General features: G+C 53.7%; 23 protein-coding genes. 15 read left to right on the top strand and 8 right to left on the bottom strand.

Translation table 11 applies throughout. The annotated features are described in order from the left end of the window. The first annotated feature begins 109 nt into the window (after positions 1 to 109). Positions 110 to 1,000, top strand: a complete 891-nt coding sequence (locus tag H6F67_RS06070) for an alpha/beta fold hydrolase (RefSeq protein WP_190764355.1) — start codon at positions 110 to 112, stop codon at positions 998 to 1,000. 4 nt (positions 1,001 to 1,004) lie between these two features. On the opposite strand, the gene H6F67_RS06065 is transcribed toward H6F67_RS06070, so the two are convergent. Further along, the gene (locus H6F67_RS06065) at positions 1,005 to 1,820 is read right to left on the bottom strand and encodes a circadian clock KaiB family protein (protein WP_396797654.1); all 816 of its coding nucleotides are present in this window, start codon (positions 1,818 to 1,820) and stop codon (positions 1,005 to 1,007) included. A 3-nt stretch (positions 1,821 to 1,823) separates the two neighbouring features. Continuing rightward, positions 1,824 to 3,119 (bottom strand): type IV pilus twitching motility protein PilT, encoded by a 1,296-nt coding sequence (locus H6F67_RS06060; RefSeq protein ID WP_190764353.1) that lies wholly within the window; start codon positions 3,117 to 3,119, stop codon positions 1,824 to 1,826. 422 nt (positions 3,120 to 3,541) lie between these two features. Between H6F67_RS06060 and dxs the strand changes: the two genes are divergently transcribed. Then, the gene (gene dxs / locus H6F67_RS06055; RefSeq protein ID WP_190764351.1) at positions 3,542 to 5,446 is read left to right on the top strand and encodes a 1-deoxy-D-xylulose-5-phosphate synthase; all 1,905 of its coding nucleotides are present in this window, start codon (positions 3,542 to 3,544) and stop codon (positions 5,444 to 5,446) included. 24 nt (positions 5,447 to 5,470) lie between these two features. On the opposite strand, the gene H6F67_RS06050 is transcribed toward dxs, so the two are convergent. The 4 genes from H6F67_RS06050 to psaM all read right to left on the bottom strand — a co-directional run bounded on the left by H6F67_RS06050 (position 5,471) and on the right by psaM (position 7,461). Continuing rightward, complete coding sequence (locus H6F67_RS06050) at positions 5,471 to 5,878, bottom strand: hypothetical protein (protein ID WP_190764349.1); 408 nt, start codon at positions 5,876 to 5,878, stop codon at positions 5,471 to 5,473. 19 nt (positions 5,879 to 5,897) lie between these two features. After that, entirely contained in the window at positions 5,898 to 6,470 is a 573-nt protein-coding gene (locus H6F67_RS06045) for a peroxiredoxin family protein (RefSeq protein ID WP_190764347.1), read from the bottom strand. A 65-nt stretch (positions 6,471 to 6,535) separates the two neighbouring features. Beyond that, on the bottom strand, positions 6,536 to 6,946 hold the full coding sequence (locus H6F67_RS06040; protein WP_190764345.1) for a hypothetical protein: 411 nt from the start codon (positions 6,944 to 6,946) through the stop codon (positions 6,536 to 6,538). Positions 6,947 to 7,365: 419 nt separating this feature from the next. Then, on the bottom strand, positions 7,366 to 7,461 hold the full coding sequence (gene psaM / locus H6F67_RS06035; RefSeq protein ID WP_190764343.1) for a photosystem I reaction center subunit XII: 96 nt from the start codon (positions 7,459 to 7,461) through the stop codon (positions 7,366 to 7,368). Positions 7,462 to 7,866: 405 nt separating this feature from the next. Here psaM and phoU point away from each other — a divergent pair, with 405 nt between their 5' ends. The 5 genes from phoU to H6F67_RS06010 all read left to right on the top strand — a co-directional run bounded on the left by phoU (position 7,867) and on the right by H6F67_RS06010 (position 14,260). Beyond that, positions 7,867 to 8,520, top strand: coding sequence for a phosphate signaling complex protein PhoU (phoU, locus tag H6F67_RS06030; protein ID WP_190764341.1), 654 nt, complete (start codon positions 7,867 to 7,869; stop codon positions 8,518 to 8,520). Positions 8,521 to 8,966: 446 nt separating this feature from the next. Beyond that, positions 8,967 to 11,417, top strand: coding sequence for a ribonuclease R family protein (locus H6F67_RS06025; RefSeq protein ID WP_190764868.1), 2,451 nt, complete (start codon positions 8,967 to 8,969; stop codon positions 11,415 to 11,417). Between the two features lie 26 nt (positions 11,418 to 11,443). Further along, on the top strand, positions 11,444 to 12,067 hold the full coding sequence (locus H6F67_RS06020) for a flavin prenyltransferase UbiX (RefSeq protein WP_190764340.1): 624 nt from the start codon (positions 11,444 to 11,446) through the stop codon (positions 12,065 to 12,067). A gap of 339 nt (positions 12,068 to 12,406) precedes the next feature. Further along, positions 12,407 to 13,570: a hypothetical protein gene (locus H6F67_RS06015; protein ID WP_190764339.1), complete on the top strand. Its 1,164-nt coding sequence runs from the start codon at positions 12,407 to 12,409 to the stop codon at positions 13,568 to 13,570. Between the two features lie 48 nt (positions 13,571 to 13,618). Next, a complete protein-coding gene (locus H6F67_RS06010; RefSeq protein ID WP_242020524.1) occupies positions 13,619 to 14,260 on the top strand; it encodes a shikimate kinase in 642 nt (213 codons plus the stop codon). Positions 14,261 to 14,311: 51 nt separating this feature from the next. Here the strand turns inward: H6F67_RS06010 and gap are convergent, their stop codons facing one another. Continuing rightward, complete coding sequence (gene gap / locus H6F67_RS06005; protein ID WP_190764338.1) at positions 14,312 to 15,334, bottom strand: type I glyceraldehyde-3-phosphate dehydrogenase; 1,023 nt, start codon at positions 15,332 to 15,334, stop codon at positions 14,312 to 14,314. 218 nt (positions 15,335 to 15,552) lie between these two features. On the opposite strand from gap, the gene H6F67_RS06000 reads away from it, so the two are divergent. The 5 genes from H6F67_RS06000 to tilS all read left to right on the top strand — a co-directional run bounded on the left by H6F67_RS06000 (position 15,553) and on the right by tilS (position 19,735). Further along, on the top strand, positions 15,553 to 16,335 hold the full coding sequence (locus tag H6F67_RS06000) for an alpha/beta fold hydrolase (RefSeq protein ID WP_199304260.1): 783 nt from the start codon (positions 15,553 to 15,555) through the stop codon (positions 16,333 to 16,335). A 101-nt stretch (positions 16,336 to 16,436) separates the two neighbouring features. Beyond that, on the top strand, positions 16,437 to 17,414 hold the full coding sequence (gene ccsB, locus H6F67_RS05995) for a c-type cytochrome biogenesis protein CcsB (protein ID WP_190764334.1): 978 nt from the start codon (positions 16,437 to 16,439) through the stop codon (positions 17,412 to 17,414). Between the two features lie 133 nt (positions 17,415 to 17,547). Further along, the gene (locus tag H6F67_RS05990; RefSeq protein WP_190764332.1) at positions 17,548 to 18,231 is read left to right on the top strand and encodes a hypothetical protein; all 684 of its coding nucleotides are present in this window, start codon (positions 17,548 to 17,550) and stop codon (positions 18,229 to 18,231) included. 146 nt (positions 18,232 to 18,377) lie between these two features. Beyond that, a complete protein-coding gene (locus H6F67_RS05985; RefSeq protein WP_206753890.1) occupies positions 18,378 to 18,764 on the top strand; it encodes a KGK domain-containing protein in 387 nt (128 codons plus the stop codon). Between the two features lie 5 nt (positions 18,765 to 18,769). Then, positions 18,770 to 19,735 (top strand): tRNA lysidine(34) synthetase TilS, encoded by a 966-nt coding sequence (tilS, locus tag H6F67_RS05980; protein WP_190764329.1) that lies wholly within the window; start codon positions 18,770 to 18,772, stop codon positions 19,733 to 19,735. Here tilS and hmpF read toward each other — a convergent pair. Beyond that, positions 19,732 to 21,459 carry a pilus motility taxis protein HmpF gene (hmpF, locus tag H6F67_RS05975; RefSeq protein ID WP_190764327.1) on the bottom strand — a complete coding sequence of 576 codons (1,728 nt, stop codon included), beginning with the start codon at positions 21,457 to 21,459 and terminating at the stop codon, positions 19,732 to 19,734. The genes tilS and hmpF overlap by 4 nt on opposite strands. A 780-nt stretch (positions 21,460 to 22,239) precedes the next feature. Here hmpF and H6F67_RS05970 point away from each other — a divergent pair. From H6F67_RS05970 to H6F67_RS05960, 3 genes are all read left to right on the top strand, one after another. Beyond that, positions 22,240 to 23,472, top strand: coding sequence for a response regulator (locus H6F67_RS05970; protein ID WP_190764326.1), 1,233 nt, complete (start codon positions 22,240 to 22,242; stop codon positions 23,470 to 23,472). 308 nt (positions 23,473 to 23,780) lie between these two features. Continuing rightward, entirely contained in the window at positions 23,781 to 24,146 is a 366-nt protein-coding gene (locus H6F67_RS05965; RefSeq protein WP_190764324.1) for a response regulator transcription factor, read from the top strand. 22 nt (positions 24,147 to 24,168) lie between these two features. Continuing rightward, positions 24,169 to 24,699 (top strand): chemotaxis protein CheW, encoded by a 531-nt coding sequence (locus H6F67_RS05960; protein WP_190764322.1) that lies wholly within the window; start codon positions 24,169 to 24,171, stop codon positions 24,697 to 24,699. Positions 24,700 to 24,747: the final 48 nt, after the last annotated feature.

The raw sequence follows: 24,747 nt of genomic DNA, 5'->3' as shown, positions 1-24,747 counted from the left end.
TTCGATGCTAGTCTAGAGAAACGGTAATTTTCGTTTCAATTTTCAGCTTTAAGAGGTTGCGCCTCGATCGGCGCTTTGTTCTTCCACCTTCACGCATCGCTGCAACTGAATGACTGCGTCTAGCACCGCTTGGCAACATTGCTTCGTTGAAACCAATCGCATCCGCCTCCACTGCGTCACGCAGGGCGAAGGCGAACTCGTAATTCTCCTGCACGGATTTCCCGAATTTTGGTACTCGTGGCGGCATCAAATTCCTGCACTGGCAAAGCACTTCAAGGTCGTCGTGCCGGATTTGCGCGGCTACAACGATTCGGATAAGCCTGCGTCGGGCTACGACTTGGATACGCTCGGTCAAGATATTCGCGGCCTGATCGAAAACTTGGGCTATCGTCGCGCTCATCTGGTCGGGCATGATTGGGGCGGCACGATCGCCTGGCACGTTGCCCAAACCTTTCCGCATCTGCTCGATCGACTGGCCGTTCTGAACGCTCCACCGCCACAGCGATTTTTGCAAGAACTGGTCAGCAATGTCGATCAGGTGAGGCGAAGCTGGTATCTGCTGGCTTTTCAGGTTCCCGGACTTCCAGAATGGCTGATTCGGCAAAATCTCCGCCTGTTCGTGAAAAATTTGTTTCAAGAACAAGCCGTCCGCAAAGGTGCATTTTCAGCCAAAGATGCCGCAATCTATCAGGCGGCACTCGCCAAACCGGGCGTTCTCGCTGCTGCCTTGAGCTACCATCGTCAATTGCTTTCACCGCAGGCCTGGCTGCATCACCTTCAGCGTCCGGTTTGGGAAGCGGCTACGCCTGCCGTGACGGTGCCGACGCTGGTGCTGTGGGGCGAGGAAGATGCCTTGCTCAGTCGCAAGCTGACGGAAGGGATCGATCGCTGGGTGAAAGCTCCGCTATGCCTGAAAACCATTCCCGACTGCGGCCACTGGATTCAGCAAGAAGTTCCTCAAACCGTCAACCGCGAACTGCTCAATTTCTTACGCTGCTAATTCGTCAAGCTTCGCGCCCATCTGCTGCGGCGAGAATCTGCAAGATGCGATGAGCGTCTTCAAACTCACCGACAATGCGCCGGACGGGATGCGGCCAAGCTCTAAGCAGCGTTGGAGTCGCCGTTACCTGATCGCGCTCGGCTTGGTCGGGATGCTTATGCACATCGACCAGTTGCAGCGTGTAGGGCTGGCGCAGCAGATTTTCGAGCATTTGATGCAGATGTTGCAGCGTCTGCTCAGTGGCGGCACTTTGGCCGGAGACAAAGAGCCGAAACACATACCCTTGTGGGGCAGCAGGTTCGATCGCCACTGCTTGAGGTGGGTCGATACCGTTCCGGGGCGCCACGATCGACTGCTCATAGCGCAGCACCAGGTCGTGATCCTGCCAAAGCTGCGGAAACTGCTGACGATAGGCGATCAGCAAATCCGGATCGCACAGTTCTTTCGCGCGATCGATCGCTTGCCAAACCACATCCGTACCAAACAGGGCATTTAGCAGCGATTGATATTTGAGGACGAAGGGGCAGGCTTCAGCCACTGTTTGAAGCTGCTGTGTGTGTGGGTCAAGCCAGCGATCGATCGTTGCGCTGTAGCAGGGAACCAGGAAGTGCGGTGGTTCGCTGAGTCCCAGCGCTTCCTGCAAGGCAGCGCACAGATGCAGATGCCAGCGGCTTTGCTTTTGCTCATCGATGCAGTAGACCAGATCGCCCCCAGGCGTAAATAGGGCGATGCCTTTGAACACTTGGGGGAGCGGATTGGATGGCGATCCGGTACGGATCAGCTTTGCTGTGCGCGAGCTTGCGGAACGGTATCGATCCACGCTTTACACGCGGCCTCGCAGAATTTGCGCCATTTCGTTTGGCTTGGGTGAATGCTCTAGCGCGGTTTCCTCGGTAATTCGGCCTGCCTCGTACAGTCGGTAGAGCGACTGGTTCATCGTGATCATGCCGTCGAAGTTGCATCGGGGAATGATCGCGTCGATTTCGTCCAGTTCGCCTCGGCTGATGTAGTCGCGAATTGCGTCCGTATTCAGCATGATCTCATGATAGGCAGCGCGTTTGCCGTCCGTTGTGCGGCACAAGCCTTGCGCGACAACGGCAACGAGCGATTCCGCGATCGCCACGCGCATCGGTTGCTGCTGATCCGGTGGATAGAGATTTAAGATCCGGTCGATCGTCTTCACGGCGCTATTGGTGTGCAGCGTTCCCATCACCAAGTGTCCGGTTTGGGCGGCTTTGAGGGCGGTGTTAACCGTTTCCACATCGCGCATTTCCCCAATTAGGATGATGTCCGGGTCTTCCCGCAGCGAAGCTTTGAGGGCGTTGTCGAACTTGAGCGTGTGCATTCCGACTTCGCGCTGCTTGATCAAAGATTTGCGGCTGACGTGAACAAATTCGATCGGGTCTTCGATCGTAATGATGTTCTTGGGCATTTCCTTGTTGATGTAGTCCACCATTGCGGCCATTGTCGTGGACTTACCGGAACCCGTTGGCCCTGTCACCAGCACCAAGCCTTTGTGGTAGTGGCAAATGTCCTTGAGGACAGGCGGCATGTTGAGTTCTTCTAGCGTTTGAATTCTAAGCGGAATCAAGCGCATGACAAGGGCGGGACCACGCAGTCCGTCAAACAAATTGACCCGGACGCGAGCGAAATCGTATTGCGTCGCACCGTCAAAGTCGAGCGTGTTGCGGAAGCGATCGATCTCCTCATCCGTAAGAATTTCGCGCAGCCAGCTAAAGAAGGTTTCGGTATCGGTGACGGGATATTCGGTCGTGTCGATGTAGCCGCGATTGCGAAAGCGCGGTGCTTCGCCGACGCCAACGTGAACGTCTGAAAAACCTTTTTCGTAAGCTTCTTTGACCAGATGCGCCAGGGTGGGCGAGCCGTTGCTGAGGCGATCGCGCTTGGCCGCAGCAGCGGTGGGCGGCGGAGCGGCAGGGCGATGTCCGGCAGGCGCAGCAGGCGGCGCAGGTGGCTTTACCCCAGTCGGTGCGGAGGGTGGCAAAGGCATTGTCTGCTGCGGATTTTGCTGTGTAGCGCTGGTATTAAGGTTAGGACGAGCCGGAGGGGGCGGCGGCGGAACCCGTGAAGCCGAAGACGGACGTTGTGTTTCTGTCATAGACGCAGTTGGGCGGAGGTGAATTTAACAGAAGGGGAGGAAGGGAAAAACACCGTTCTTGGTCGATCGAAGGCCGTGAGCCGCGCAGGTTGTTTTCTTTATAACCTGATACCTGCTTGTCTTGTGAAACTTCTAGCGTAGATCGATCGCCTTGAGTTGGTAAATGGATCTTGTGTAGCTTGCCCAAAATTTTGAGCGGGGCGATCAAATGTTAGGTGCTTTGTGGCAGCGATCGAATCTTGATGCGATCGCGCTGACGGAAATTAACTCACATGCCTGCGGATTCTCACCGTCAAACCTCTCCCAAATTGGGTAGATGTCCCCAGCGAATTCTGTCATCGCGAACGAATTGGTTTCGCCGTTTGGATTAGAGTGAAAGATGTGCAACCTGCAACGACACGACACATAAAAGGTATTTCTCTATGCATCTGAGTGAATTGACCCACCCGAACCAGTTGCATGGTCTGTCGATTCACCAACTCAAGCAAATTGCCCGTCAAATTCGCGAGAAGCATCTGCAAACCGTGGCGACGAGCGGCGGCCATTTAGGGCCGGGATTGGGTGTGGTGGAATTGACCCTGGCCTTGTATCAAACGCTCGACCTCGATCGCGACAAAGTGGTTTGGGATGTTGGTCATCAAGCTTATCCGCACAAGCTGATTACCGGACGCTTCGATCGCTTCCATACCCTGCGGCAAAAAGACGGCGTGGCTGGATATCTCAAGCGCTGCGAAAGTGAATTCGATCACTTTGGGGCGGGACATGCTTCGACGAGCATTTCCGCTGCTTTGGGAATGGCGATCGCCCGTGACGCGAAAGGCGAAAACTTCAAAGTCGTCGCCGTGATCGGAGATGGCGCTTTGACCGGAGGCATGGCCTTAGAAGCGATCAATCATGCCGGACATTTGCCGAAGACGAATCTGATGGTTGTTCTCAACGACAACGAGATGTCGATCTCACCAAACGTCGGAGCGATTCCGCGCTATCTCAACAAAATGCGCCTCAGTCCGCCTGTGCAGTTCTTGAGCGACAACTTAGAAGAACAGTTCAAGCATCTGCCGTTTGTGGGCGATTCGCTCTCGCCCGATTTACATCGCTTCAAAGAAAGCATGAAGCGGCTCGCCGTTCCGAAAGTCGGAGCCGTCTTTGAAGAATTGGGCTTCACCTACATCGGTCCCGTAGACGGTCACAACCTAGAAGAACTGATCGCCACGTTTGAACTCGCCCATCAGCATCCTGGTCCCGTCCTCGTGCATGTCGCCACCGTGAAAGGCAAAGGCTACGAGATTGCAGAGCAAGATCAAGTCGGCTACCACGCGCAAAATCCCTTCAACCTTGCAACTGGAAAAGCCGTTCCTGCCAGCAAGCCGAAGCCGCCCGGATACTCGAAGGTTTTTGCCCACACGCTGACGAAGCTAGCGGAGAACGATCGCCGCATCATCGGCATCACCGCAGCGATGGCAACCGGAACCGGACTGGATAAACTGCAAGCGAAACTGCCCAACCAGTATATCGACGTGGGCATTGCCGAACAGCACGCCGTTACCCTCGCAGCAGGCTTGGCCTGTGAAGGAATGCGTCCGGTTGCGACGATCTATTCCACCTTCTTGCAACGCGCCTTCGATCAGATCGTTCACGATGTCTGCATCCAAAATCTTCCGGTCTTCTTCTGCATGGATCGAGCCGGAATTGTCGGTGCAGACGGCCCCACGCATCAGGGCATGTACGACATCGCCTATCTGCGCTGCATTCCCAACATGGTGCTGATGGCTCCCAAAGATGAAGCGGAACTCCAGCAAATGGTCGTGACGGGCGTGAATCACAACGGTCCGATCGCCATGCGCTATCCACGTGGCAACGGCTACGGCGTTCCTCTGATGGAAGAAGGCTGGGAAGCCCTGCCGATCGGCAAAGCCGAAATTCTGCGGCAGGGCGACGATGTGCTGATGGTCGGCTACGGTTCGATGGTCTATCCGGCCATGCAAGCGGCAGAAATCTTGAGCGAACACGGCATCGAGGCGACCGTGCTGAATGCTCGCTTCGCCAAACCGATCGACTCGGAACTGATCCACCCGCTCGCAGCTCAAATCGGGCGCGTCGTCACCTTGGAAGAAGGTTGCTTGATGGGCGGCTTTGGGTCTGCGATCGCGGAATCCCTCCTCGATGCCGACATCTCCGTACCCGTGACGCGGATCGGCGTTCCTGACAAGCTCGTGGATCACGCCACGCCCGACCAATCGCTGGCCGAGTTGGGCTTGATGCCGTCGCAAATTGCCGATCGCATCCTCAAGCTATTTCAGCGCAAACCGGAGCCTGTGAGCCTGTAAATCGATCGATTGGGGTGGCGCGAGTCACCCCTTTTCTGTGACGCGATCGCGGTAGGCTTTCCAGTTTTGCCAGTCATCTCCAGCCTGATCGATCGTCATCCTACGATTGCAGTTCGCATCGTAAGCAGCCCAGCCGTTTTGTTCACAAAGATGAAAAATTGCTGGCATCGGGTCGCCATTGCCTCGAATATCCCAAATCATGATGTTGATCGCGCTTTTTTCGCCAACTGAAAAATAGAGTCTGAAGCCTTCACCATAAAACGCGCCGTATGTTGGATCTGACCAATCAACATCGGGTAAAGCAGCGCTAATCGCCTGTCGGACGAAATTAGCATCGCCCATCGATTCTGGTAGCCAATCAGGAGCAACGTAATCTAGCGTAAGTGCTTCAGGCGCTTCTTTGTTGCTAATGATGATCACGTCCCAACTCATTTTTCACCTCAACGATCGCTCAAGCAATCGCATCCACTTCAGACAGGAGGCGATCGACGCTCGCATTCGGATCTAAGAAAGAAAACGAGTGGCGATAGCGAATTTTTCCGGCTCGATCGAGAACGAACTGGGCGGGAAGTGGTGCGCCGAGTGCCTGTCCGGTTTGGTAGGTGCGGAAGACGCGGCAGTTGGGATCGCTCAGGAGCGGAAGTTTGAGTTCGAGATCGCGGATGATCACCTGGCATTGACGCGGGTCGGTGCTGGCGATCATCAGCACTTCCGCTCCGCGTTTGACAAATTCACCGTATGACTCGTTGAGCGCTTTGATGTGGGGAAAGCACAGCGGGCAATATTGCTTTTCGGTGAAGATGCGCGTGAAAGCGAGGACGACCGGACGATTCCAGGCTTCCATGTCCTCCTGACGATTGCCCGTGTAGTCAGACAGACGTACCTGCTGGCCGCTGGCGACGTGCATCAGTTGAAAAGGCGGGGCGAGCGACCCGATCGAAAACTGATTGGTGGCCGGAATCGGCATGAAGCGATCGAAAAATCGCCGCGTGAACAGTCCGCGAAAATCCGTAGAAGTCAGCATCGTTCTGGCTCATCTGGGTCGATCAACGTGCTTTTATTGTGCCATTGATTCCCGGAGGCGATCGCTCAGGGTGCAGTCGTCGAAGCAGGCTGGGGCTGCACGAAAATGACTTGTCGCTGCTGCGGGTCAATGCGGCTGCTTTGCTCTTGCATGATCGCTTTCGACTGCTGCGGATCAAAATTGCGGCTGAAATCGGTTTGCAGGCGATCGACCCGCTCTTTGACGATCGACACTTCCGCATGAATTTCCTGAAGTTTCGTCTGCTGAGCAAACCCATACGGCAGCAGCTTCACCAAAGCCGTTCCTGCCGCGATCGTCAAAATCACATTTACGCTCAGCTTTGCACCCGTTTCGATCGCTCTGGCACGATACTTTGGCTGGCGCGAAATGCTGCGACTTGGCTTCGATCGAGTCGGGGATACTTTGCGCGGAGATTCGACGGGCTGCAAGTGACGAGAAGGTTGAAAAGCGTGCATGAGAAAAACCTGCGATCGAAGCGTTCAACAACAAATTGGCGCAATCAAAGCACCTCGCCCCAATATAGTTTGCTCAAGGATAAATTGATACTGTCTAAACAAGAATTTTTTGAAAAATTAGATGTTGCGTGTCGGCAAGAGTGAGGGGTGAGGCGAAGATGGGCAACACGAGAGACGCGGCGAGAAAGCCAATGCGTAGCGCCCATTGACCTTGCGAGTATGCCCTTGCGTAGGAGTGCAGAGGAGATGCAATCGTCCTCTGCTGGGGTTGGAGGTGTGGAGGAGGGGCAACCCCAACACTCCACAGGTTCGGATCAACAAGTAGTCTTGCTGCGATCGATCCCTTCACGAAGAGGAATTTCAACAAAAAGCAGCGTTGATCTTTTCGATCGACGCTGCTTTTGCCTCAAAAAAATGACCTACTTATACAGTTCAGTCGAGAGGCGCAAGGCAAGAATGCCCGGAATCAGCGCAACAACAAGCGCAATATAGACTTGAGTATCTGAAATCGTCATGTTCAAAACTCCAAAAACGCATGGACAGCCGATCGAAACAAACAGTCGATCGAAACAAATCGCTTGCCGTTTGCTCGATCGCAAAAAGATCGGTTGATGATCACTGTCGGCTAAATTTGGACAATGTGGAACAGGTTGTTACATGATGTAACAAGTAATGTGATCGAGCTTGCTGCGATCGCCCAAAAACTTTACTAGATTGAAGGAACCTTCAAAGTAGCGGCACGACAGATTTAACTTAACCATTCGTTGCTAAAGTTAATCTAAGTTCTTAGTGTGTCCATTGACAGAGGCATACGAGTATGCAGAAGTGATAGCCTACTCAAACCATACCTGCGATCGCTGCCGCTCCATCGAAGCCCTTGTCGCTTACCCATGCCGTCATTGCCCAAACGGTAGCCTATCTTGGATGTATCTCAACCGACTCGAATCCACTTTGAACGGCAAATTCGCCGCCTTCAGCGCGACGTGCTTCGCATGGGCGCACTCGTCGAAAATTCCTGCTGGCTTGCTCGCAAGGCGTTGTTCGATCGCGACCTCGAAGCCGCCCGCCACATCGCCATTCAAGACAAGCAAATCGACCAGTTCTATCGCCAGATCGAGCTAGACTGCGTGAACCTGATGGCGCTAGAATCGCCTGTCAGTCGCGATCTCCGCCTGCTGAGCGCGATCATGCAGCTTGTGCGCGATCTAGAGCGGATTGGCGACTATGCCGAAGATTTGGGCGAAATCGCAATCAAGCTGTTTCCCTATCCGGCTGATAGCTGCATGGAGCGCGTTTTAGCAATGTGCGATCGAATGCGATCGATGCTGGCGATGAGTTTAGCTGCTTTGTCTGACCTCAACGCCGAATATGGTTTAGCAATCAAACGCAAAGACGATGCGGTTGATGAAGACTACGCTACACTCTACAATTTGCTTGCCCATCAAACTAACGTTCAAGGCACAATTGAGCCGATCGTTTTGCTTGTTCTTGTGATTCGCCACCTTGAACGGATGGCCGACCACGCCACGAATATTGGCAAGCGAGTCGCCTATATTGTCACAGGTCAGCGTTAGTTTTCGATCGACAATCGGTCGAAATATGAATGAGCGATCGATCCTTAAGATTGCAAAACTTTACGTGAATAATTGACAGTTTTGCACGACATACGGAAGGATAAGAGCAATGGATTAAGGTGTAAAAGTAGCTGAACTTCAGATATTCAGCTTGAACACTTTGACAGGTTTCAGGTCGATCGCCAGCATTGCGTTTCTAGATATGCGATTTGCTTCCTGAATTTGTTGGAAGCGGTCGCATTCTAAAATATGGCGCATCGATCGGCAGCACGTCATCACCGCAGGCGGCGATTCAGTTGCAGCCTCGCGTAAAGCAAACGGTTTTAGGGCTTGCAGCAGCGCAATCTCATCGATTACTCGATCGCAACGGCAAGCTTGACAAACGATTCGATCACGCCTCGCACCATTCGCATTCACCGCAGGACAGTTTAAGGATTTATCGCTACATGGACTTCTCGATCGCCACACTCCTCGCTAACTTCACCGAAGACAAACTTGTTGCTCCCAAAGCGCTGGAAAAGAAATTAAACTGCGAAAATCCCGCTTGCATCCGCAGACTACAAATTGCCTTAGATGCGCTCGAAAAAATTGGCATTCTAGTCAAAGAGCGCGGCAAATATCGGCGCGTCCACGAAGAAGATGTCGTCGAAGGCAAGCTGCGCTGCTCCAGTAAAGGCTTTTGCTTTGCGATTCAAGACGGCGAAGGCGCAGAAGATATCTACGTGCGCGAAAGTCAGTTAAATACCGCTTGGAATGGCGATCGCGTCTTGATCAAAGTCACCAAAGAAGGCAGCCGCCGCCGCAGCCCCGAAGGAGCCGTCCGCCTGATTTTGGAACGAGCTAACAATTCCGTTTTGGCTCGCGTCAAGCAAACCGAAGAAGGCTTTCGAGCCGTTCCCCTAGACGATCGCTTGCTGTTTGAGCTTGACCTGAAATCCAACGGCCACAAACCAGAAGATGCCGTTGATCAGCTTGTGCATGTCGAAATCGTTCGCTATCCGCTCGGCCAGTATCCCCCGGTCGGTCGGATCGCGCAGGTGTTGGGAACGGACGCTCAGGCCGCTTCTGATATCGATATTGTGATTTGCAAGCACGATTTGCCGCGCCAGTTTCCTTCCCCTGTGATCGAAGCGGCAGAAGCGCTTTCGCCGATGCAGGAAGCTGACCTGAAAAACCGATTGGATTTGCGTCAACTGCCAACCGTGACGATCGACGGTCCCGCCACACCCACAGGCCCCGCGATCGATGATGCGCTCACGCTCGAAGCGCTAGAAAATAATTTGTGGCGCGTTGGCATTCACATTGCCGATGTGTCGCAGTATGTGCAGCCGCGATCGCCGCTTGACATCGAAGCGCAAAAGCGCGGCACGTCCGTTTACCTCGACGATCAGGTGATCCGGATGCTGCCGGAACCCTTGCACGATCGCTGTGCCCTCGCAGGGGGACAAGACCGCTTGGCGATTTCGGTTTTGGTGACGCTGAATGAAAAGGCCGAAGTGCAAGAGTTTGAGATTCAGCCGAGTGTGATCCGCGTCGATTATCGCTTGAACTATCAGCAAGTTCAGGTGATTTTGCAGCGCGAACATCCGCCCGAAGTCGCTGTAACTCCGGCCTATCCGCTGCCTGCGATCGAAGAGTTGCAAGAATTCGGTTCGGTGTTTGAAATGCTCGATCGCCTGTTTGCCCTTTCGCAGGCGGCGCGTGACCAGCGGCATTTGCGCGGCGCATTTGAACTCAATTTGCCGGAAAAAGTGTTCCCGGAAGAAAACAATCCGGAACTGAGCCGCTATATGTCCACTAAGTTTCAGTACGACGATGAAGGCGCGTTGGGTGCGATGGTCGTGTCGTCGTTGCTTCCGGCCAGGTCGATCGTCACGGAACTTATGCTGCTTGCCAACCAGCTTGTCGCCTCGCATCTAATCGCGCTTCAGGTTCCCGCGATCTATCGCGTCCATCGCGTCCCCGACCCCAGCGACGTGCAGGAATTGCTGAAGCTGGTGAGCAACATGGGCATCGACGCGCATCTCGAAGAAGAAGACCGCGTGCAGCCGCGCGACTATCAGCGACTCACCGAACAGTTTGCTCAGTCGAGCGAAGAGAAAGTGCTGACCTATTTGCTGCTTTCCACCTTCAAGCCTGCGGTTTACTCGACCACTCCGGGCGTTCACTTCGGGCTGGCTTTGGAGCAGGGCTATACGCATTTCACCTCGCCTTTGCGTCGCTACCCGGATTTGCTGGTGCATCGCGTCCTTCATGCCGTGTTTGAGCATGGACGCGATCGCCGCTCCAGCCGCGTCAAAGAGCGCGTCAATCTCCGTCACAGTTCTTGTCACGGCAAAATTAACTGGGGCGTTTTGCCCACCGAAGTTCAGTCGGAACTAGAAGAACATCTGAATTTGGTGGCCGTTCACCTCAGCGAGCGCGAAAAGCTGTCGCAAGAAGCCGAGGCCGACCTGGAAGGCTTGAAGAAAGCCGAATTCATGCAGCAGCACACCGGAGAAGTGTTTCACGGATTGATTACCGGAGTGCAGTCTTATGGCTTCTTTGTCGAGATCGAGGAACTGCTGGTCGAGGGCTTAGTTCACGTCTCGTCGCTCAAAGATGACTGGTACGAATATCGATCGCGCCAGCAAAAGCTCGTCGGACGCAAAAACCGCAAGCAGTATCGGTTGGGCGATCGCGTCGAAGTGCAAGTCAAGAGCGTCGATTACTACCGTCAGCAAATCGATTTAGTGGCAGTTGGTGGCGGCAGCGAGGCGACCGACGATGACCTAGAGGATGGTAACGGCTTCAACGGAGTCGAGCACCTTTCGCCCGATGAGCTAGACAGCGAAGAAACGGTTGCTGTTGATGTTGAGGCGATCGAAGACGATCAGCCGGACGAAGCGTATGATTAAGATATGTTACGCAACTCTAGCTTGGCGTGTCTAATCGACCTTTGATTCTTGGCATCACCGGAGCATCCGGCTTAATCTATGCGGTGCGAGCGCTGAAGTTTCTGCTGGCAGCAGACTGGGCGATCGAACTGGTCGCCTCGAAATCCGCCTTCATGGTGTGGCAGGCAGAAACGAATATCCGAATGCCCCTTGAACCCGAAGCGCAAGCGCAATTTTGGCGACAGCAGTGCGGCGTCGAGTCGGCGGGCAAGCTGCGCTGTCATCCTTGGGGCGACGTAGGCGCAAACATCGCTAGCGGTTCATATCGCACAGTCGGCATGGTAATTATGCCGTGCAGCATGAGTACGGTCGGTAAACTTGCCGCTGGCCTCAGTTCCGACCTGCTGGAACGTGCTGCTGACGTGCAGCTTAAAGAAGGCCGCAAGCTTGTCCTTGTCCCTCGTGAAACGCCGTTCAGCCTGATTCACCTCCGCAATCTCACGACCTTAGCCGAAGCAGGAGCGAAAATTGTACCTGCGATTCCCGCTTGGTATCACAATCCCCAATCGATCGAAGACCTAGTCGATTTTGTCGTTGCCCGTGCCCTCGATCAGTTCGATATTGATTGTGTGCCGCTGCGCCGCTGGCAGGGGCATTTGCGGGAAGAGTAGCGCACGCATCGATCAGTCGTTACGGTCGTGACGACTGCAAGCAAAATGGTTGGATCGATCGCACTGGCGGGTACAAATTTCAGGACACGGAAAAAGCCGTGAAATCAATTTCCGGCTGAAGGCGCAAACCCATTCAAATGAGTTGGTTTAGCGCTCTCAGTCGGTTTTGGGACTTGAGCTTTGGAAATTAATTTCCGGCTGCCAATACATCAGTCCTAGAATTTGAGTCGAGACGGAACGGCAACGATCGGCTGTGGTTCTTCCCCAAGAAACGGGACTTTTCGATCGTTGCGATCGCCGCAGTTTATCTTAGAGCTAGCAGAACTCGCCCCAAATCCTATGTCTTCCCTTCGTTCTTTGCTGCTTCTGGTCATCGTTTGCGGACTGGTGCTGTTTGTCATTCAGAACTGGACACCTGCTTTGCCGCTGGTGATTTTGGGGGTGCCAACGCAGGCAATTCCGCTGGCGTTTTGGATGATGGGCGCGATCGCCGCCGGAGCAATTACCACGATCGCAATTTCTGCGCTGTTTCGGATCACGGCATTTACGGCGGCTCCCCGTCCGTCAAAGCGCAAGGGGCGATCGAAGCCGTTTCCGCCCGACCCCGATCGCGGCATTGATCCAAGAGACGTGGATCCAAGAGACGTGCCGTATGGCGTGGCGGATTCACCGCGCACCCGAATTCAGTCGGATGACGACTGGGAACCGCAGCCGCGAGAAGTTTGGGACGATTGGGACGCTCCGGTAGCCAGCAGCAGTCGAGAAGAACAGCGCTATCGATCGGTGGAAGATCGGCCACCTGTTGATTTTCGGATGCGCGATCGAGAACCGGATCGCGTCGAGCGTATCGAGTATCGCTTTACCGACGAGGATCGATCGGAGGAGCGAGAGGGGAATTTTCCGGAGGAGGAACCTGAGTTCTATCGCGAACCCGATCCTGTACCGAATTTCGGCAATGATGAGCCGCCCGTGTATGACGCTGAATACAAAGTTTATCGTCCGGCCTATCGTCCGCTAGAGGAACCGGATGAACCGCCGTACACCGAGCCAGCCTATTCGGAACCAAACTACACTGAGCCGGACGATCGCGAGCCGGAGTACCGAGACCCAGACTACATTGAACCAGACTACCGCAACGAATATCCGCAACCGCCTTACACCGAGCCAGAGCGGGAAGTGTGGGACGACTGGGAAGAAGAGCCAGAACCGGAGCCACTCGCCCCGCCCGAACCCCAGCGCCCGATCGTGGAAGTGCAGCAAACGCCCAAATCGCAGTATCGATCGGGAACCGTTTATTCCTACAGCTATCGCGGTGAAGATGACCCAAAAGTCGATCGCGAACCGTCCGAACAAAATCGCCCCAACGAAAAATCGATCGACGAGTCAAAAGAGCGCATGATTGTTCCGCCTGCGCCTGCCGCTGACGATGATGAAGACTGGGGATTTGATGAAGACGAGGACGAAACCGATTCTCTACGGCGATCGAACCGCGACGACTGGTAGCTGCGATTATCTGGCAGAATGACAAAACGGAGCGCATTGCAGCGCTCAATGACGCAAACGATCGCAAAAACGAAGCAAAGACGCGATCGCAACCCAACCGACCTAATGGCAGACTTCTCCGATTTCTTAAACGGCAAAAACGCTGAAACCTCGCTTAACTCCCGCCTCAAAGGAACCAACCTCTACCTCATCGGCATGATGGGTGCAGGCAAATCCACGATCGGGCGGTTGGTTGCCAAGCAAACCAACTACCGTTTTTTCGACAGCGACACGGTGATCGAACGAGCCGCAGGCCAAACAGTCAGCGAAATTTTTGCCCAGTCCGGCGAATCAGAATTTCGCCAAATCGAAACGCAAGTGCTGGGTGAACTAGCCAGCTATCCGCGATCGGTGATTGCCACAGGTGGCGGCGTCGTTCTCGATCGCAAAAACTGGGGCTACCTGCATCACGGCGTTGTGATTTGGCTCGACGTTCCCATCAACGTCCTCTACACCCGACTGCAAGGCAACACAACACGCCCGCTTTTGCAAACCGACGATTTACAGGAGCGACTTTCAGCGCTTTATGCCGAGCGATCGCCCCTTTATGCCCTTGCCGATGTTCGCATCCCAATCTCCGCCGAAGATCTGCCCAACCGCGTCACCCAGCGCGTCCTCCAAGCCGTCAGCGATGCCTTGCGCCTCAATTAACAATCAAGATTCCAAGCAATCGCTCGATTCACCTCAAGAAATCCGATCGCCCTACACCAACCCTTCCCGCTTCGCCATCGTCAACATCAAATCGACGACCCGACAGGAATATCCCCACTCATTGTCATACCAGGCCACCACCTTAAAGAAATTCGGATTGAGTTCGATCCCTGCCTTCGCATCGAAAATGCTCGATCGCGCATCCGTCGTAAAATCGCTCGACACCACTTCCTCATCGGTGTAGCCTAAAATTCCGGCCATTGATCCTGTTGCCGCCTGCTGCATCGCCGCGCAGATTTCCGCATAGCTGGTCGATCGCTCCGTCCGAAACGTCAAATCCACAACGGAAACATCCGGCGTCGGCACGCGAAACGCCATCCCCGTCAGCTTCCCCTTCAACTCCGGCAAAACCAGCGTTACCGCTTTTGCTGCGCCTGTCGAAGCCGGAATGATATTTTGTCCCGCTCCCCGTCCGCCGCGCCAATCTTTTTTGCTGGGGCCATCGACAGTCGGCTGCGTCGCCGTTGTCGCATGAACCGTCGTCATCAGACCTTCCGCCAAGCCAAAATTATCGTGAATCACTTTGGCGATCGGCGCAAGGCAATTCGTCGTGCAGCTTGCATTCGAGACGATCGCATCCGTGTCAGGATTAAACTTGTCCGCATTCACACCGATTAGCAGCGTCGGCACTTTGTCCGGATCTCTCGTCGGTGCAGAGATGATCACCCGCTTCGCGCCCGCCGTCAAATGATTCGCCGCGCCCGCATAATCAGTAAACAATCCGGTCGATTCCACCACATAGTCTGCGCCCAGCTTGTCCCAAGGCAGTTCAGCCGGATTCCGCATCGCCACACAGGGCACAAACTCGCCATCGATCAAAATGCCATCGTCTTTCGCTTCGATCGCACCGTTATAGCGGCCATGCGTCGAGTCATACTTGAGCAGATACGCCAAATTATCCGGCGGCACGAGGTCATTGATTCCCACAATCTGAATATCGGGATGCTTCACGCCAGCGCGAAACACCAAGCGGCCAATTCGCCCAAAGCCATTAATGCCAACTTTAACCACCATTTTTGAAAACTCCTTGTCATGCGATCGCAGCCAAATAGCCTAGCGGATTTCCCCATGCGAAACAGACAAGCTGAAAACAGTTTTTCAGGTGATTTTGCAGCAATGGCTACCAGTTTCCATCGACTGCGGGAGTGGCAAACGAAAGCAAGTGTTTTATCCTATACACAGCAGCTTCACATTGCTTAAAACTTATCTCACTTCCGATGGAGTTTCAAAACTTGAAATCTACGCTAATCGATCGCCAAATTACTCTTCCCAACTGCCGCATCTTCTATAAACAAGGCGGAACCCATTCTGCTTCAACGCCAATTTTGTTTTTGCACGGCTGGGGCATTTCGACCGAACCCTATCAAGAGATTTTAGAACTAATTGCTCAGCAGCACTGCGTCATTGCGCCCGATCTGCCGAGCTTTGCGCGATCGAACTATCCTAATTTGATTTCCGACTACGACACCTACGCCAAACTATTAGTTTCCTTTCTAGATGCCTTGAATTTAGAACAGGTGCATTTGGTTGGACATTCGATCGGGGGTGGCATTTCGATTGCGATCAATTCGATCGCAGTCGATCGCGTCAAAAGCTTAGTTTTAGTTGGCAGTACCGGAGTTCCAAAAGTTACCTTTCCTGAAATTATACCTGTGCGGGCGATCGAAATGACCGCGCAAATCTCGCTGCCCAAACTGAAACTCCAGCTTGTGGATATTCCCCAAGTTTTTTCGCAAAACTTGCTGTTTAATACGGGAAACGTGATTCAGGCTTTGCTGCTGTCTTTAGAAAAAGATTTGAGGCCGCTTTTGCCTTTAATCAAAGCACCTTGCCTGCTGCTTTGGTCAGAAAAAGATTTAACAATGCCGCTCGATTCCGGTCGTGAAATGGCTGCGCTGATTCCACATTCAACCTTAGTTACGGTTGAGGAAGGCTATCACGAATGGGGACTTTGGTATCCCGAAAAATTCACTTCGATCGTGCTGGATTTTGTGCAGCAAGTTGAATTGAAGTAGGGCGATCGCTTCCCCACCTTCAATCTTCGGCAAAAGCGTCAAGACTCGATAGGATAGAATTATGAGTCTGGTTGAAACATTTTTTAAGCTGGAGAGACTGCATGGATCTGGTCACACTTCAGAACTGGCTGGATAACGCCTCGTTCGCCGTTCTGTTTGTCACCATGCTGATTTACTGGGGCGGCGTGGCGTTTCCCAACATTCCAACGCTGGCAACCTTGGGCACAACGGGCATGGCGATCGCCAACCTGTGCATCGCTGCCCTGCTCGGCGCACGCTGGCTGGAAGCTGGATACTTTCCGCTGAGCAATCTTTACGAATCTTTATTTTTCCTCGCTTGGGGCATCACCGCAGTTCACCTCGTTGTGGAGAACATGAGCCGCAGCCGTTTGGTCGGGGCAATCACGGCTCCGGTTGCAATGGCGATCGCCGCCTTCTCGACGCTCTCGCTGCCCGCCCAAATGCAGCACTCGGAACCGCTCGTTCCCGCCCTCAAGTCCAACTGGCTGATGATGCATGTCAGCGTCATGCTGCTGAGCTATGCGGCTCTGCTGGTCGGGGCACTGCTGGCGATCGCCTTCCTAATCGTCACACGCGGACAGGCGGTGGAACTGCAAGGAAGCTCGATCGGCACGGGCGGCTATCGACTGCGGAAAGGCGATCGCGAGGCGATCGAACCTGCGGCCTTGAGCATCGACAGCGGCAGTACAGCGGTTTTAACTTCGGTTGCGACTGCTCCACCGCTTTCACCTCAACGTCTCAGCTTGGCCGATACGCTTGATAACGTCAGCTACCGGACGATCGGGCTGGGCTTTCCCTTGTTGACGATCGGCATTATTGCTGGCGCAGTTTGGGCAAACGAAGCTTGGGGTTCCTATTGGAGTTGGGATCCGAAGGAAACTTGGGCGCTAATTACCTGGCTGGTCTTTGCCGCTTATCTTCATGCCCGCATCACTCGCGGCTGGCAGGGTCGCCGTCCGGCAATTTTGGCGGCAACGGGTTTTGTCGTCGTCTGGGTCTGCTACTTGGGCGTGAATCTGTTGGGAAAAGGACTACACAGCTACGGCTGGTTCTTCTAAATGAAGCATTCCAAGTAATTTGCAGGCGGTCAGTAAATTACTGGCCGCTTTGCTTTATTGAATCTTGATTTCGCGGTCACGATCGCCCACTTCCACTTGGGAATCATAAGCGAGATGATTTTTGTCACTTCGTATGAAATTCGCTTCTTGGGTGCTGGCCTCAACGGTTTTGTTGAGTGCGATCGCGCCATCTGCTCACGCTCAAACTGCAAACCAGTATCAACACCAACTCAATCGCGCCGTCTGTTTGAACAACTGGACTGAAGCCCTGAGTTTTGTGCGTCTGCTGATCGGCTCTGAGCAAACGACTCCTCAGCAGCGTCAGCAGCTTGTCACCTTTCGCAATCAGCTTGAGAACTATCGAGCCAGCAATGCCGTGTTCGATCACAGCGGTGATCCGAATTGTGCTGCCGCGATCGCCGCTGCCCCACGCGAAGCCGCCGCACTGCAAGCAATCAGCCCTCCACCTCGTCGTCCGGTTCAATCTGCTGTTGTGAATCGGCCTGCTGCCAGTGCTGCGGTTGCTCAACCTGCTGCGAATCCCTCGATCGCTGCTACGCCTTCGTTTATCGCCAATCGTCCAGTCCGGGTTGATCCAAGCTTGATTGTTTTTGTGAGGAGCTACTGTCAAGCCCGAAGAAATGGCGTAATCCACGACATTGCCCTTCCAGAAGGTGTTAGAGCCTATCAAGAAGATTTGGTCAGTCGCTACGGTGCTGCTAGAGCGCAGGAGTTTCGGCAAGCAGTTGGCAGCACTCGCTGGAATCAGGAATTGGCTGGCGCTTTGCTAGATGAGTGTCCTGAAGTTTTCGATTGAAATAAGAGCATTGGGGAGTGAGAAATAGCACAACCCTCCCCAATGCTCTTATTTCTAAAGTTCATCGAGTCTAGGATAGTCTGCTGCACTCAGCTCGCTTGCGATCGGTTTATTGTTAGCTTGGTAACACCTGACAAGCGGCCACAATGATGAACGACGATTTTGAGTTTCGAGTCCTCAACCCTGACGAAGTGCTGTTCGTCAATGCGGGGCGCGTGTTGATGAACAATCCCACGTTTAAGGTGGGAGAATTTCTCGATGCCTTGGCGCAACTGGTGAGCGATCGCGAACCTGACTGGTCAGACGAGCAAGAAGACTGGTTTCGCGACGGATTGGACTGCGAAGCCTTGCGGTTTGGCAATCAGGGCTGGCAGCGCGGACGAGTCCGCATTCGCCTGGAGTTTTGCCCTGCCCCGCCGCCGAAGTTGCTCAACGAAGGACGACGTGAACGCCCAATGCGAGAAATCTATGTGCAGCCTGACGATCGCTTTCTCGACGAAGACGATCCCGAAGACTTCATCAGCGACTACTAAATCAGATGCACGGCGACTGGACGGACTTGCACGCTCGCCTGCATCGATCGCTCCATCAGCGGCAACTGCTTCCCACTGGTGAAAAGCTGCTGATTGCGGTTTCGGGCGGGCAAGATTCGCTGTGTTTGCTGCGGCTTTTGATCGATTTGCGATCGCACTGGCACTGGCAACTGGGAATTGCCCACTGTAATCATCGGTGGCGATCGGACAGTGACGCGAACGCCCATCATGTGCAGGCGATCGCTCAAACCTACCAGCTTCCTTTCTACGGGGCGATCGCAACTGAAGCGCAACAGAGCGAAGCTGCCGCCCGCGATTGGCGCTACAGCGTCCTGACCGAAATTGCTCAGCAGCACGACTATTCAGCGGTCGTAACTGGACATACGCAGAGCGATCGCGCCGAAACGCTGCTTTATAACTTGGTACGCGGCAGCGGCATGGACGGACTGCAAGCTTTAACCTGGAAGCGGAAACTGGGCGATCGCTGGCTGGTGCGTCCGCTGCTGAACGTGACGCGATCGGAAACTGCCGAGTTTTGTCTGGCGCAAAAATTGCCCGTGTGGGAAGATTGCACGAATTTCGATCGCCACTATGCCCGCAATCGGATTCGCCAAGAGCTTTTGCCGTATCTTCAGCAGCACTTTAATCCGCAGGTCGATCGCGCCCTCGCCCAAACTGCCGAACTGCTCCGCGCCGATGTCGAATTTCTCGAATCTGCGGTTGATGCGTTGTGGCCGCAAATCGTAGATTCAAGCCGAGTGAACCGCCGATCGATCGCCACTGCCCCTGTTGCGCTTCAGCGTCGCCTCTTCAAACGCTGGCTAGCCGAATTACTGCCAACTGCGCCCAACTTTGAGCAAATCGAAAAGCTGCTGATGCTGATTGATGCACCAAATCGATCGCAGACCGATCCGTTTCCGGGTGGTGCGATCGCTCGCGTCGAAGCCGACTGGATTGTGCTAGAGCGCTAGTGTGCGGCAAATTCCGGAGTTGCGCCTTGGAGGTGCTGTTGAATTTCTGCGATCGCCTGCTGCTGCTGGTCGCCCACTTCCTGAAACTGATGCGTCAGTCCCGAAACAGCTTCGAGCTTTTCGCGCAGACCGTTGAGGCTGTCTTGCATGGGCTGAAGCGTGTCCTGGTAGGCATTCACCTTGCCCCAGAGTTCGGCTGCACTGGACTTTTGGGCTTGCCACTGCTGCTCGAATTCTTCGATCGCCCGCTGTTCGTTTTCGTGATCGCGGACTTGCTGATCGATCGCGCCCTGAGCCTGATCGATCTCCGTTTGCCGCTGCTGAATTTGGACTTCCAGCATTTGCAGCGTTTGCGCCTGCTGCTGCCGAAGGAATTCAAGCTGATTGGCAACGCCGTCAAACTCTGATCCGGTTTTTGCTTCTGGCTCTGGGAGACCTTGCTTGCGAGCGAGAACGACCTGATGCTGATGCAGCACTTCTTCGCGCTCGTGCAGATTGCGTCGCTGACCGATCAAGGTTTGATCCAGCATTTTGTAGCGGTCTTGCTCGTCGCGCAGTTCCGCTTCGATCGCCGCTCGATCGTTGCCGCTTTGCTGAAGTTTGGCTCGCAGTTCATCGACCGTTTGCTTTTGCAGCGTCAATTCTTCCTCTTGTCCCTGCACAAACTTCGAGCTTTTTTCAAAATCGCGCTGAAGCTCTTGGACGGCGGCTTGCAGTTCCTGGATCGATTTTTGCTCGATCGCCTCAACATCAACTTTGGGACCGACTCTCACGCCTGCCGACTCAGCCAAAGTGCGAATTTGCTGCTGAAGCGATTCGTGCGTTTGCAGTTGAGCGCTGATGGTTTGTGCCTGTTGCTGCTCGATCGATTGCAGGCTTTGCTTCACCGAAAGATCAATGCGGCTTTGCGCGATCGCCGCTTGCTGCTGCTGCCACTGCTGTTTGCGATCGAGCAGTTCTTGCGCTTGGCGATCGACGGTTGCCTGCAACTCGTGGGCAGAATTGCGCTGCTGCTCTAGATTGTGCCAGTGATAGTTCAGCGTTTCTTGCTGCTGCGTCAGGATGGCGAATGCCTGATCAAGCTGTTCGCGAACGGCGGCGGTGGGGGCGGCGGCAGAAAGGCGATCGATAATGGCTTGAAGCTGCTGCGCTTGTTCTGCGTTCAATCCGGCACTGGCTGCCTTTTCCTCAAAGCGATTCATTTCGCCTTGCAGATGTGCCCATGCGCCTTCAAGCTCTTGGCTTTTGCGCTCAAACTCTGCTCGCATCTGCTCGGTTTCAGCCCGAAACGTTTCAAACTCTTGCTTTTGCTGCTCTAGCTTCTCAAAGTCTTCCTCCATCTGCTGAATTTGTTCTTCGCGAGCTTCCATCTCCATCTCGCGGCGATTGAGTTCCTGACTTTGGTAGGTCAGCGACTCCTTCCACTGCTCAATTTCTTCTTCCTGCGTCTTAAATTTCTCTTGCAGCCGCGAAAAATTTTGCAGAATGCTGACCAGTTGCCGACCCGCTTCCGAGTGCCGCTGCACCTGTCGCGCCCCGCTAATTTCCACCATCACCAATGCCCCAGCATTGTACATGGCATCATCCGGGGCAGGAACCGTCGGCTCCTCAGCAGGAACAGCGCTCCAGCTTTGCTCATTGCGCTGACAGGCAAGCAGCTTCAATTCTGCTCGTCCACCGCCAATCACTCTTGTTTTTCTCTGTACTTCGGCTAAATACAGCACGCTGCTTTCCTCTTCGCCATCTATGCCCCATTGAAACAGAGTATTCCCAATTTTGCTGCTCGCTCGGTTGAAAACACTTCATCAGCACAGCAATTTTTCACGCTAATGCTTCAACAGACAAGTAGATTAATAGTAACTTCAAGATCGCAAAATCGATCGAATCCGAATCCGTCAACTGTAATTCTTTCAATAAGAAGCGATCGCCCAGCGGGAAAGCGAGCAACACTCAAGTCGCAGACGAATCACCCATGCAAAGACCACATTCGCGCCCGTATGTGTGACCTTTGGGAGTTTCAGGGGAAACCCTAGATCAGGGTTAGAGGGCTACAGGAAGGGCGTTGCCCCTAGGCCGTGTTTCAAAACCGCTTGATCCTCCCCAACCCTCCTTAGCAAGGAGGGAGTCATCCTCAAAGTCCGGGTTCTCAAGGGGACAGGGGGATCTCAGTCGAGCAATCTAACCACCAGGAGGTTTGAAAACACACCCTAGCCTCCACTAACTCGGAAATCAAAAGTAATCCCAAAGGCGATCGCGGAGCGCTGTCCGTAGGAATCGCGAAGCGCTGTCCGCAGAAATCGATCCTTGTAACCTTCAGCTTTTCCCAACTTGGCGAAAACCCTGAATTCTCCTGCACAACCGCAAGACAAGGTTATAGTTGTAAATCAGAACTCAATTTAGATTTACTCGATTGCTACCATCGAGCCATTAACCTCGCCTCGCACCAGTTAACCTCCATCGATCGATCCGGTGCCAGTTCTTCTCAGGAGCGCATTCACGCCACCATGCAGGGCAAGCTAAACGAAATTGACATCCGAAGCATTCTGCAACTGGTCGAGCTAGGTCAGCGCACCGGAGAACTGTTTGTCGAAGCTTACCCTGCCAGTGAAACTCTTTTATCTCTCAAGCGACGCACCGCGATCGATCAATCCTGGTTCGTCTTCTTCCTTAACGGACGCATCATTTATGCTGGCGACAGTCGCGGCAACCTCGGTCGCCTGCGCGATCATCTGCGGCGCTACAAGCGCGAATCGGCGATCGATTCAATTGGTGTGAGTGCGATCGCCACCTTCAACGCTCCGGAATACGGCTACCTGTGGGCACTGCTCGAAAATCACACGCTCACTCCCGCCCAAGGCCGCAGCATCATTCAAAGCTTGGTGCGCGAAACGCTCTTTGATTTGTTCACGCTGCATCAAGGCTCATTCATCTTTGAAGTCAGTCCTGCCCTTTCGCCGCAGTTGACGACGCTAGAAATCAATCCGCTCACAACCAGCATCATCAAGCAGGTGCAGGAGTGGAAGCAGTTTCATCCGCACATTCAAACGCCAGATCAGTGTCCGGTTCTGACCGACCCGCAACAGTTGCGATCGACTCTGCGCGAGAGCACCTTCAAAACGCTGGAACAGTGGGTAGACGGCAAAACCTCAATTCGTCAGATTGCTCGCTATCTGGGTCGCGATATTCTCACTGTCGCTCGCGCCATTTATCCTTATGTGCAGCAAGGTTGGGTGCAATTAGTGTATCGTCCGTCGATCGCCCTACCCGATTTCACGTTCGCTGACAAAATTCCGCATGTTGTTTGCATCGAAGATTCGGCAACGGTGCGGCAGGCGGTCGAAGAAATTTTGCATCAGCACGGTTACGAGGCAACCACGATCGCCAATCCGCTCGAAGCGCTCAGCCTTGTGTTTCAACTGAAGCCAGATTTGATTTTGTGCGATATCTCAATGCCGGAACTAGATGGCTACGAAATCTGTGCAATGTTGCGGAAATCAACGGCCTTTCGGCAAACACCGATCGTGATGCTGACCGGACGAGATGGATTTATCGATCGCGTCAAAGCCCGCATGGTCGGAGCAACCGACTATCTCACCAAGCCGTTTGGTGAAAGCGAACTGCGAATGCTGGTTGAGAAATATGTCGGCGTTGGACAGCCGCAAAAATTGCAGTCGCTCAGTCATCATTTAGCCGCCGAATTAGAGCTTGAAATTGACGAAGCTGCTTCGACTTCCTAGCCGCCTTTTCTCAAAGCACAATTTGATTTTACGAAAAGCGTGAATTTTGATCGGCGCGATCGCCTCAATTTGTCAGAATTCAACTTTCCTAAGCCACAATTAAAGCAGTTCAATTGATAAAGTTTTTTTACACTGCAAAGTTGAAGAAAACGTTTGGATGCAGTCTATTCAGATGAGAAGTCCGCAATTTCTCTGGCTACGATGGATCGCTTAGCGCTTTTGTTTTAGTTTTTGCCTGTCATCAGGGTACATTCTAGGAGATAAGCGCTTCCATTCTTGAAAATTGCGATCGGCAAAGGTTAAGCACGATGAGTACCGTTCTAGTCGTTGAAGATAGTGTGACGCAGCGGGAGATGATTACCGACCTGCTCAAGGCCAGCGGCTTAACCGTTACCGCTGCCAGCGACGGCGTTGAAGCACTAGAGCAAATCCAAGGTCGCCGTCCGGATTTGGTCGTCTTGGACATTGTCATGCCGCGCATGAACGGCTACGAAGTTTGCCGCCGATTAAAGGCCGATCCGAAGACACAGAATGTTCCTGTGGTAATGTGTTCCTCCAAAGGCGAAGAATTCGATCGCTACTGGGGCATGAAGCAAGGTGCAGATGCCTACATCGCCAAACCGTTTCAGCCCACCGAACTCGTCGGCACAGTGAAACAACTGCTGCGAGGCTAGCGAAAAGGGAAAGACAACTTCTATGATCGGCAATCCTGATTTTCTCACTGGCACAGGCCAAGACCAAGCCCCGGAATTTCAAGAACTTGAAAGCCCCGAAGGTGAGCTACATTTGCGCTTTTATGTGCCGTCTGGTGATGAATTTGCCCTGCCCGCAACGGGAATTCGCGAGGTCATTTCTTCTCCGCCCGATCGCATCACGCCGATTCCCAACGTTTCACCTTTGCTGCTGGGAACGCTCAACGTGCGCGGTCGCGTTATCTGGGTGGCCGATCTGGGTCAATTTTTGGGCGATCCCACGCCGCTGAGCACCGATCGCCCGGATATTCCAGTGATTGCCATCGAAGAGCAAGACGCTATGCTAGGCTTAGCGGTTGACCGAATTGTGGACATGGACTGGCTTGACGTTGAAGAAATGCAGATGCCAACCAACGTTCCCGACAGCATGGCTCCTTTTTTACACGGTGAATGGTCGATCGATGGCGATCGCAATCGGTTCTTAAGGCTGCTCGATCAAATTGCAATTTTGCGATCGGCACGCTGGGCAGCATAGACAGCAGCAACAATTGAGCGAGCAGTAATCGGATCACGGTCAGGAGTA

This window comes from Microcoleus sp. FACHB-1515, assembly GCF_014696105.1.
Taxonomy (GTDB): domain Bacteria; phylum Cyanobacteriota; class Cyanobacteriia; order Elainellales; family Elainellaceae; genus JAAUTJ01.
Note: the sequence above shows the minus strand (reverse complement) of the source record. Positions and strands in the feature narration are given on the sequence as shown.

Bases quoted from the DNA above. Each gene is read 5' to 3' on its own strand.
- H6F67_RS06070 (WP_190764355.1), top strand. From the start codon at position 110: ATGACTGCGTCTAGCACCGCTTGGCAACATTGCTTCGTTGAAACCAAT.
- H6F67_RS06060 (WP_190764353.1), bottom strand. From the start codon at position 3,119: ATGACAGAAACACAACGTCCGTCTTCGGCTTCACGGGTTCCGCCGCCG.
- dxs (WP_190764351.1), top strand. From the start codon at position 3,542: ATGCATCTGAGTGAATTGACCCACCCGAACCAGTTGCATGGTCTGTCG.
- H6F67_RS06050 (WP_190764349.1), bottom strand. From the start codon at position 5,878: ATGAGTTGGGACGTGATCATCATTAGCAACAAAGAAGCGCCTGAAGCA.
- H6F67_RS06045 (WP_190764347.1), bottom strand. From the start codon at position 6,470: ATGCTGACTTCTACGGATTTTCGCGGACTGTTCACGCGGCGATTTTTC.
- H6F67_RS06040 (WP_190764345.1), bottom strand. From the start codon at position 6,946: ATGCACGCTTTTCAACCTTCTCGTCACTTGCAGCCCGTCGAATCTCCG.
- psaM (WP_190764343.1), bottom strand. From the start codon at position 7,461: ATGACGATTTCAGATACTCAAGTCTATATTGCGCTTGTTGTTGCGCTG.
- H6F67_RS06025 (WP_190764868.1), top strand. From the start codon at position 8,967: ATGGACTTCTCGATCGCCACACTCCTCGCTAACTTCACCGAAGACAAA.
- H6F67_RS06015 (WP_190764339.1), top strand. From the start codon at position 12,407: ATGTCTTCCCTTCGTTCTTTGCTGCTTCTGGTCATCGTTTGCGGACTG.
- H6F67_RS06010 (WP_242020524.1), top strand. From the start codon at position 13,619: ATGACGCAAACGATCGCAAAAACGAAGCAAAGACGCGATCGCAACCCA.
- gap (WP_190764338.1), bottom strand. From the start codon at position 15,334: ATGGTGGTTAAAGTTGGCATTAATGGCTTTGGGCGAATTGGCCGCTTG.
- ccsB (WP_190764334.1), top strand. From the start codon at position 16,437: ATGGATCTGGTCACACTTCAGAACTGGCTGGATAACGCCTCGTTCGCC.
- H6F67_RS05990 (WP_190764332.1), top strand. From the start codon at position 17,548: ATGAAATTCGCTTCTTGGGTGCTGGCCTCAACGGTTTTGTTGAGTGCG.
- H6F67_RS05985 (WP_206753890.1), top strand. From the start codon at position 18,378: ATGATGAACGACGATTTTGAGTTTCGAGTCCTCAACCCTGACGAAGTG.
- tilS (WP_190764329.1), top strand. From the start codon at position 18,770: ATGCACGGCGACTGGACGGACTTGCACGCTCGCCTGCATCGATCGCTC.
- H6F67_RS05970 (WP_190764326.1), top strand. From the start codon at position 22,240: ATGCAGGGCAAGCTAAACGAAATTGACATCCGAAGCATTCTGCAACTG.
- H6F67_RS05965 (WP_190764324.1), top strand. From the start codon at position 23,781: ATGAGTACCGTTCTAGTCGTTGAAGATAGTGTGACGCAGCGGGAGATG.
- H6F67_RS05960 (WP_190764322.1), top strand. From the start codon at position 24,169: ATGATCGGCAATCCTGATTTTCTCACTGGCACAGGCCAAGACCAAGCC.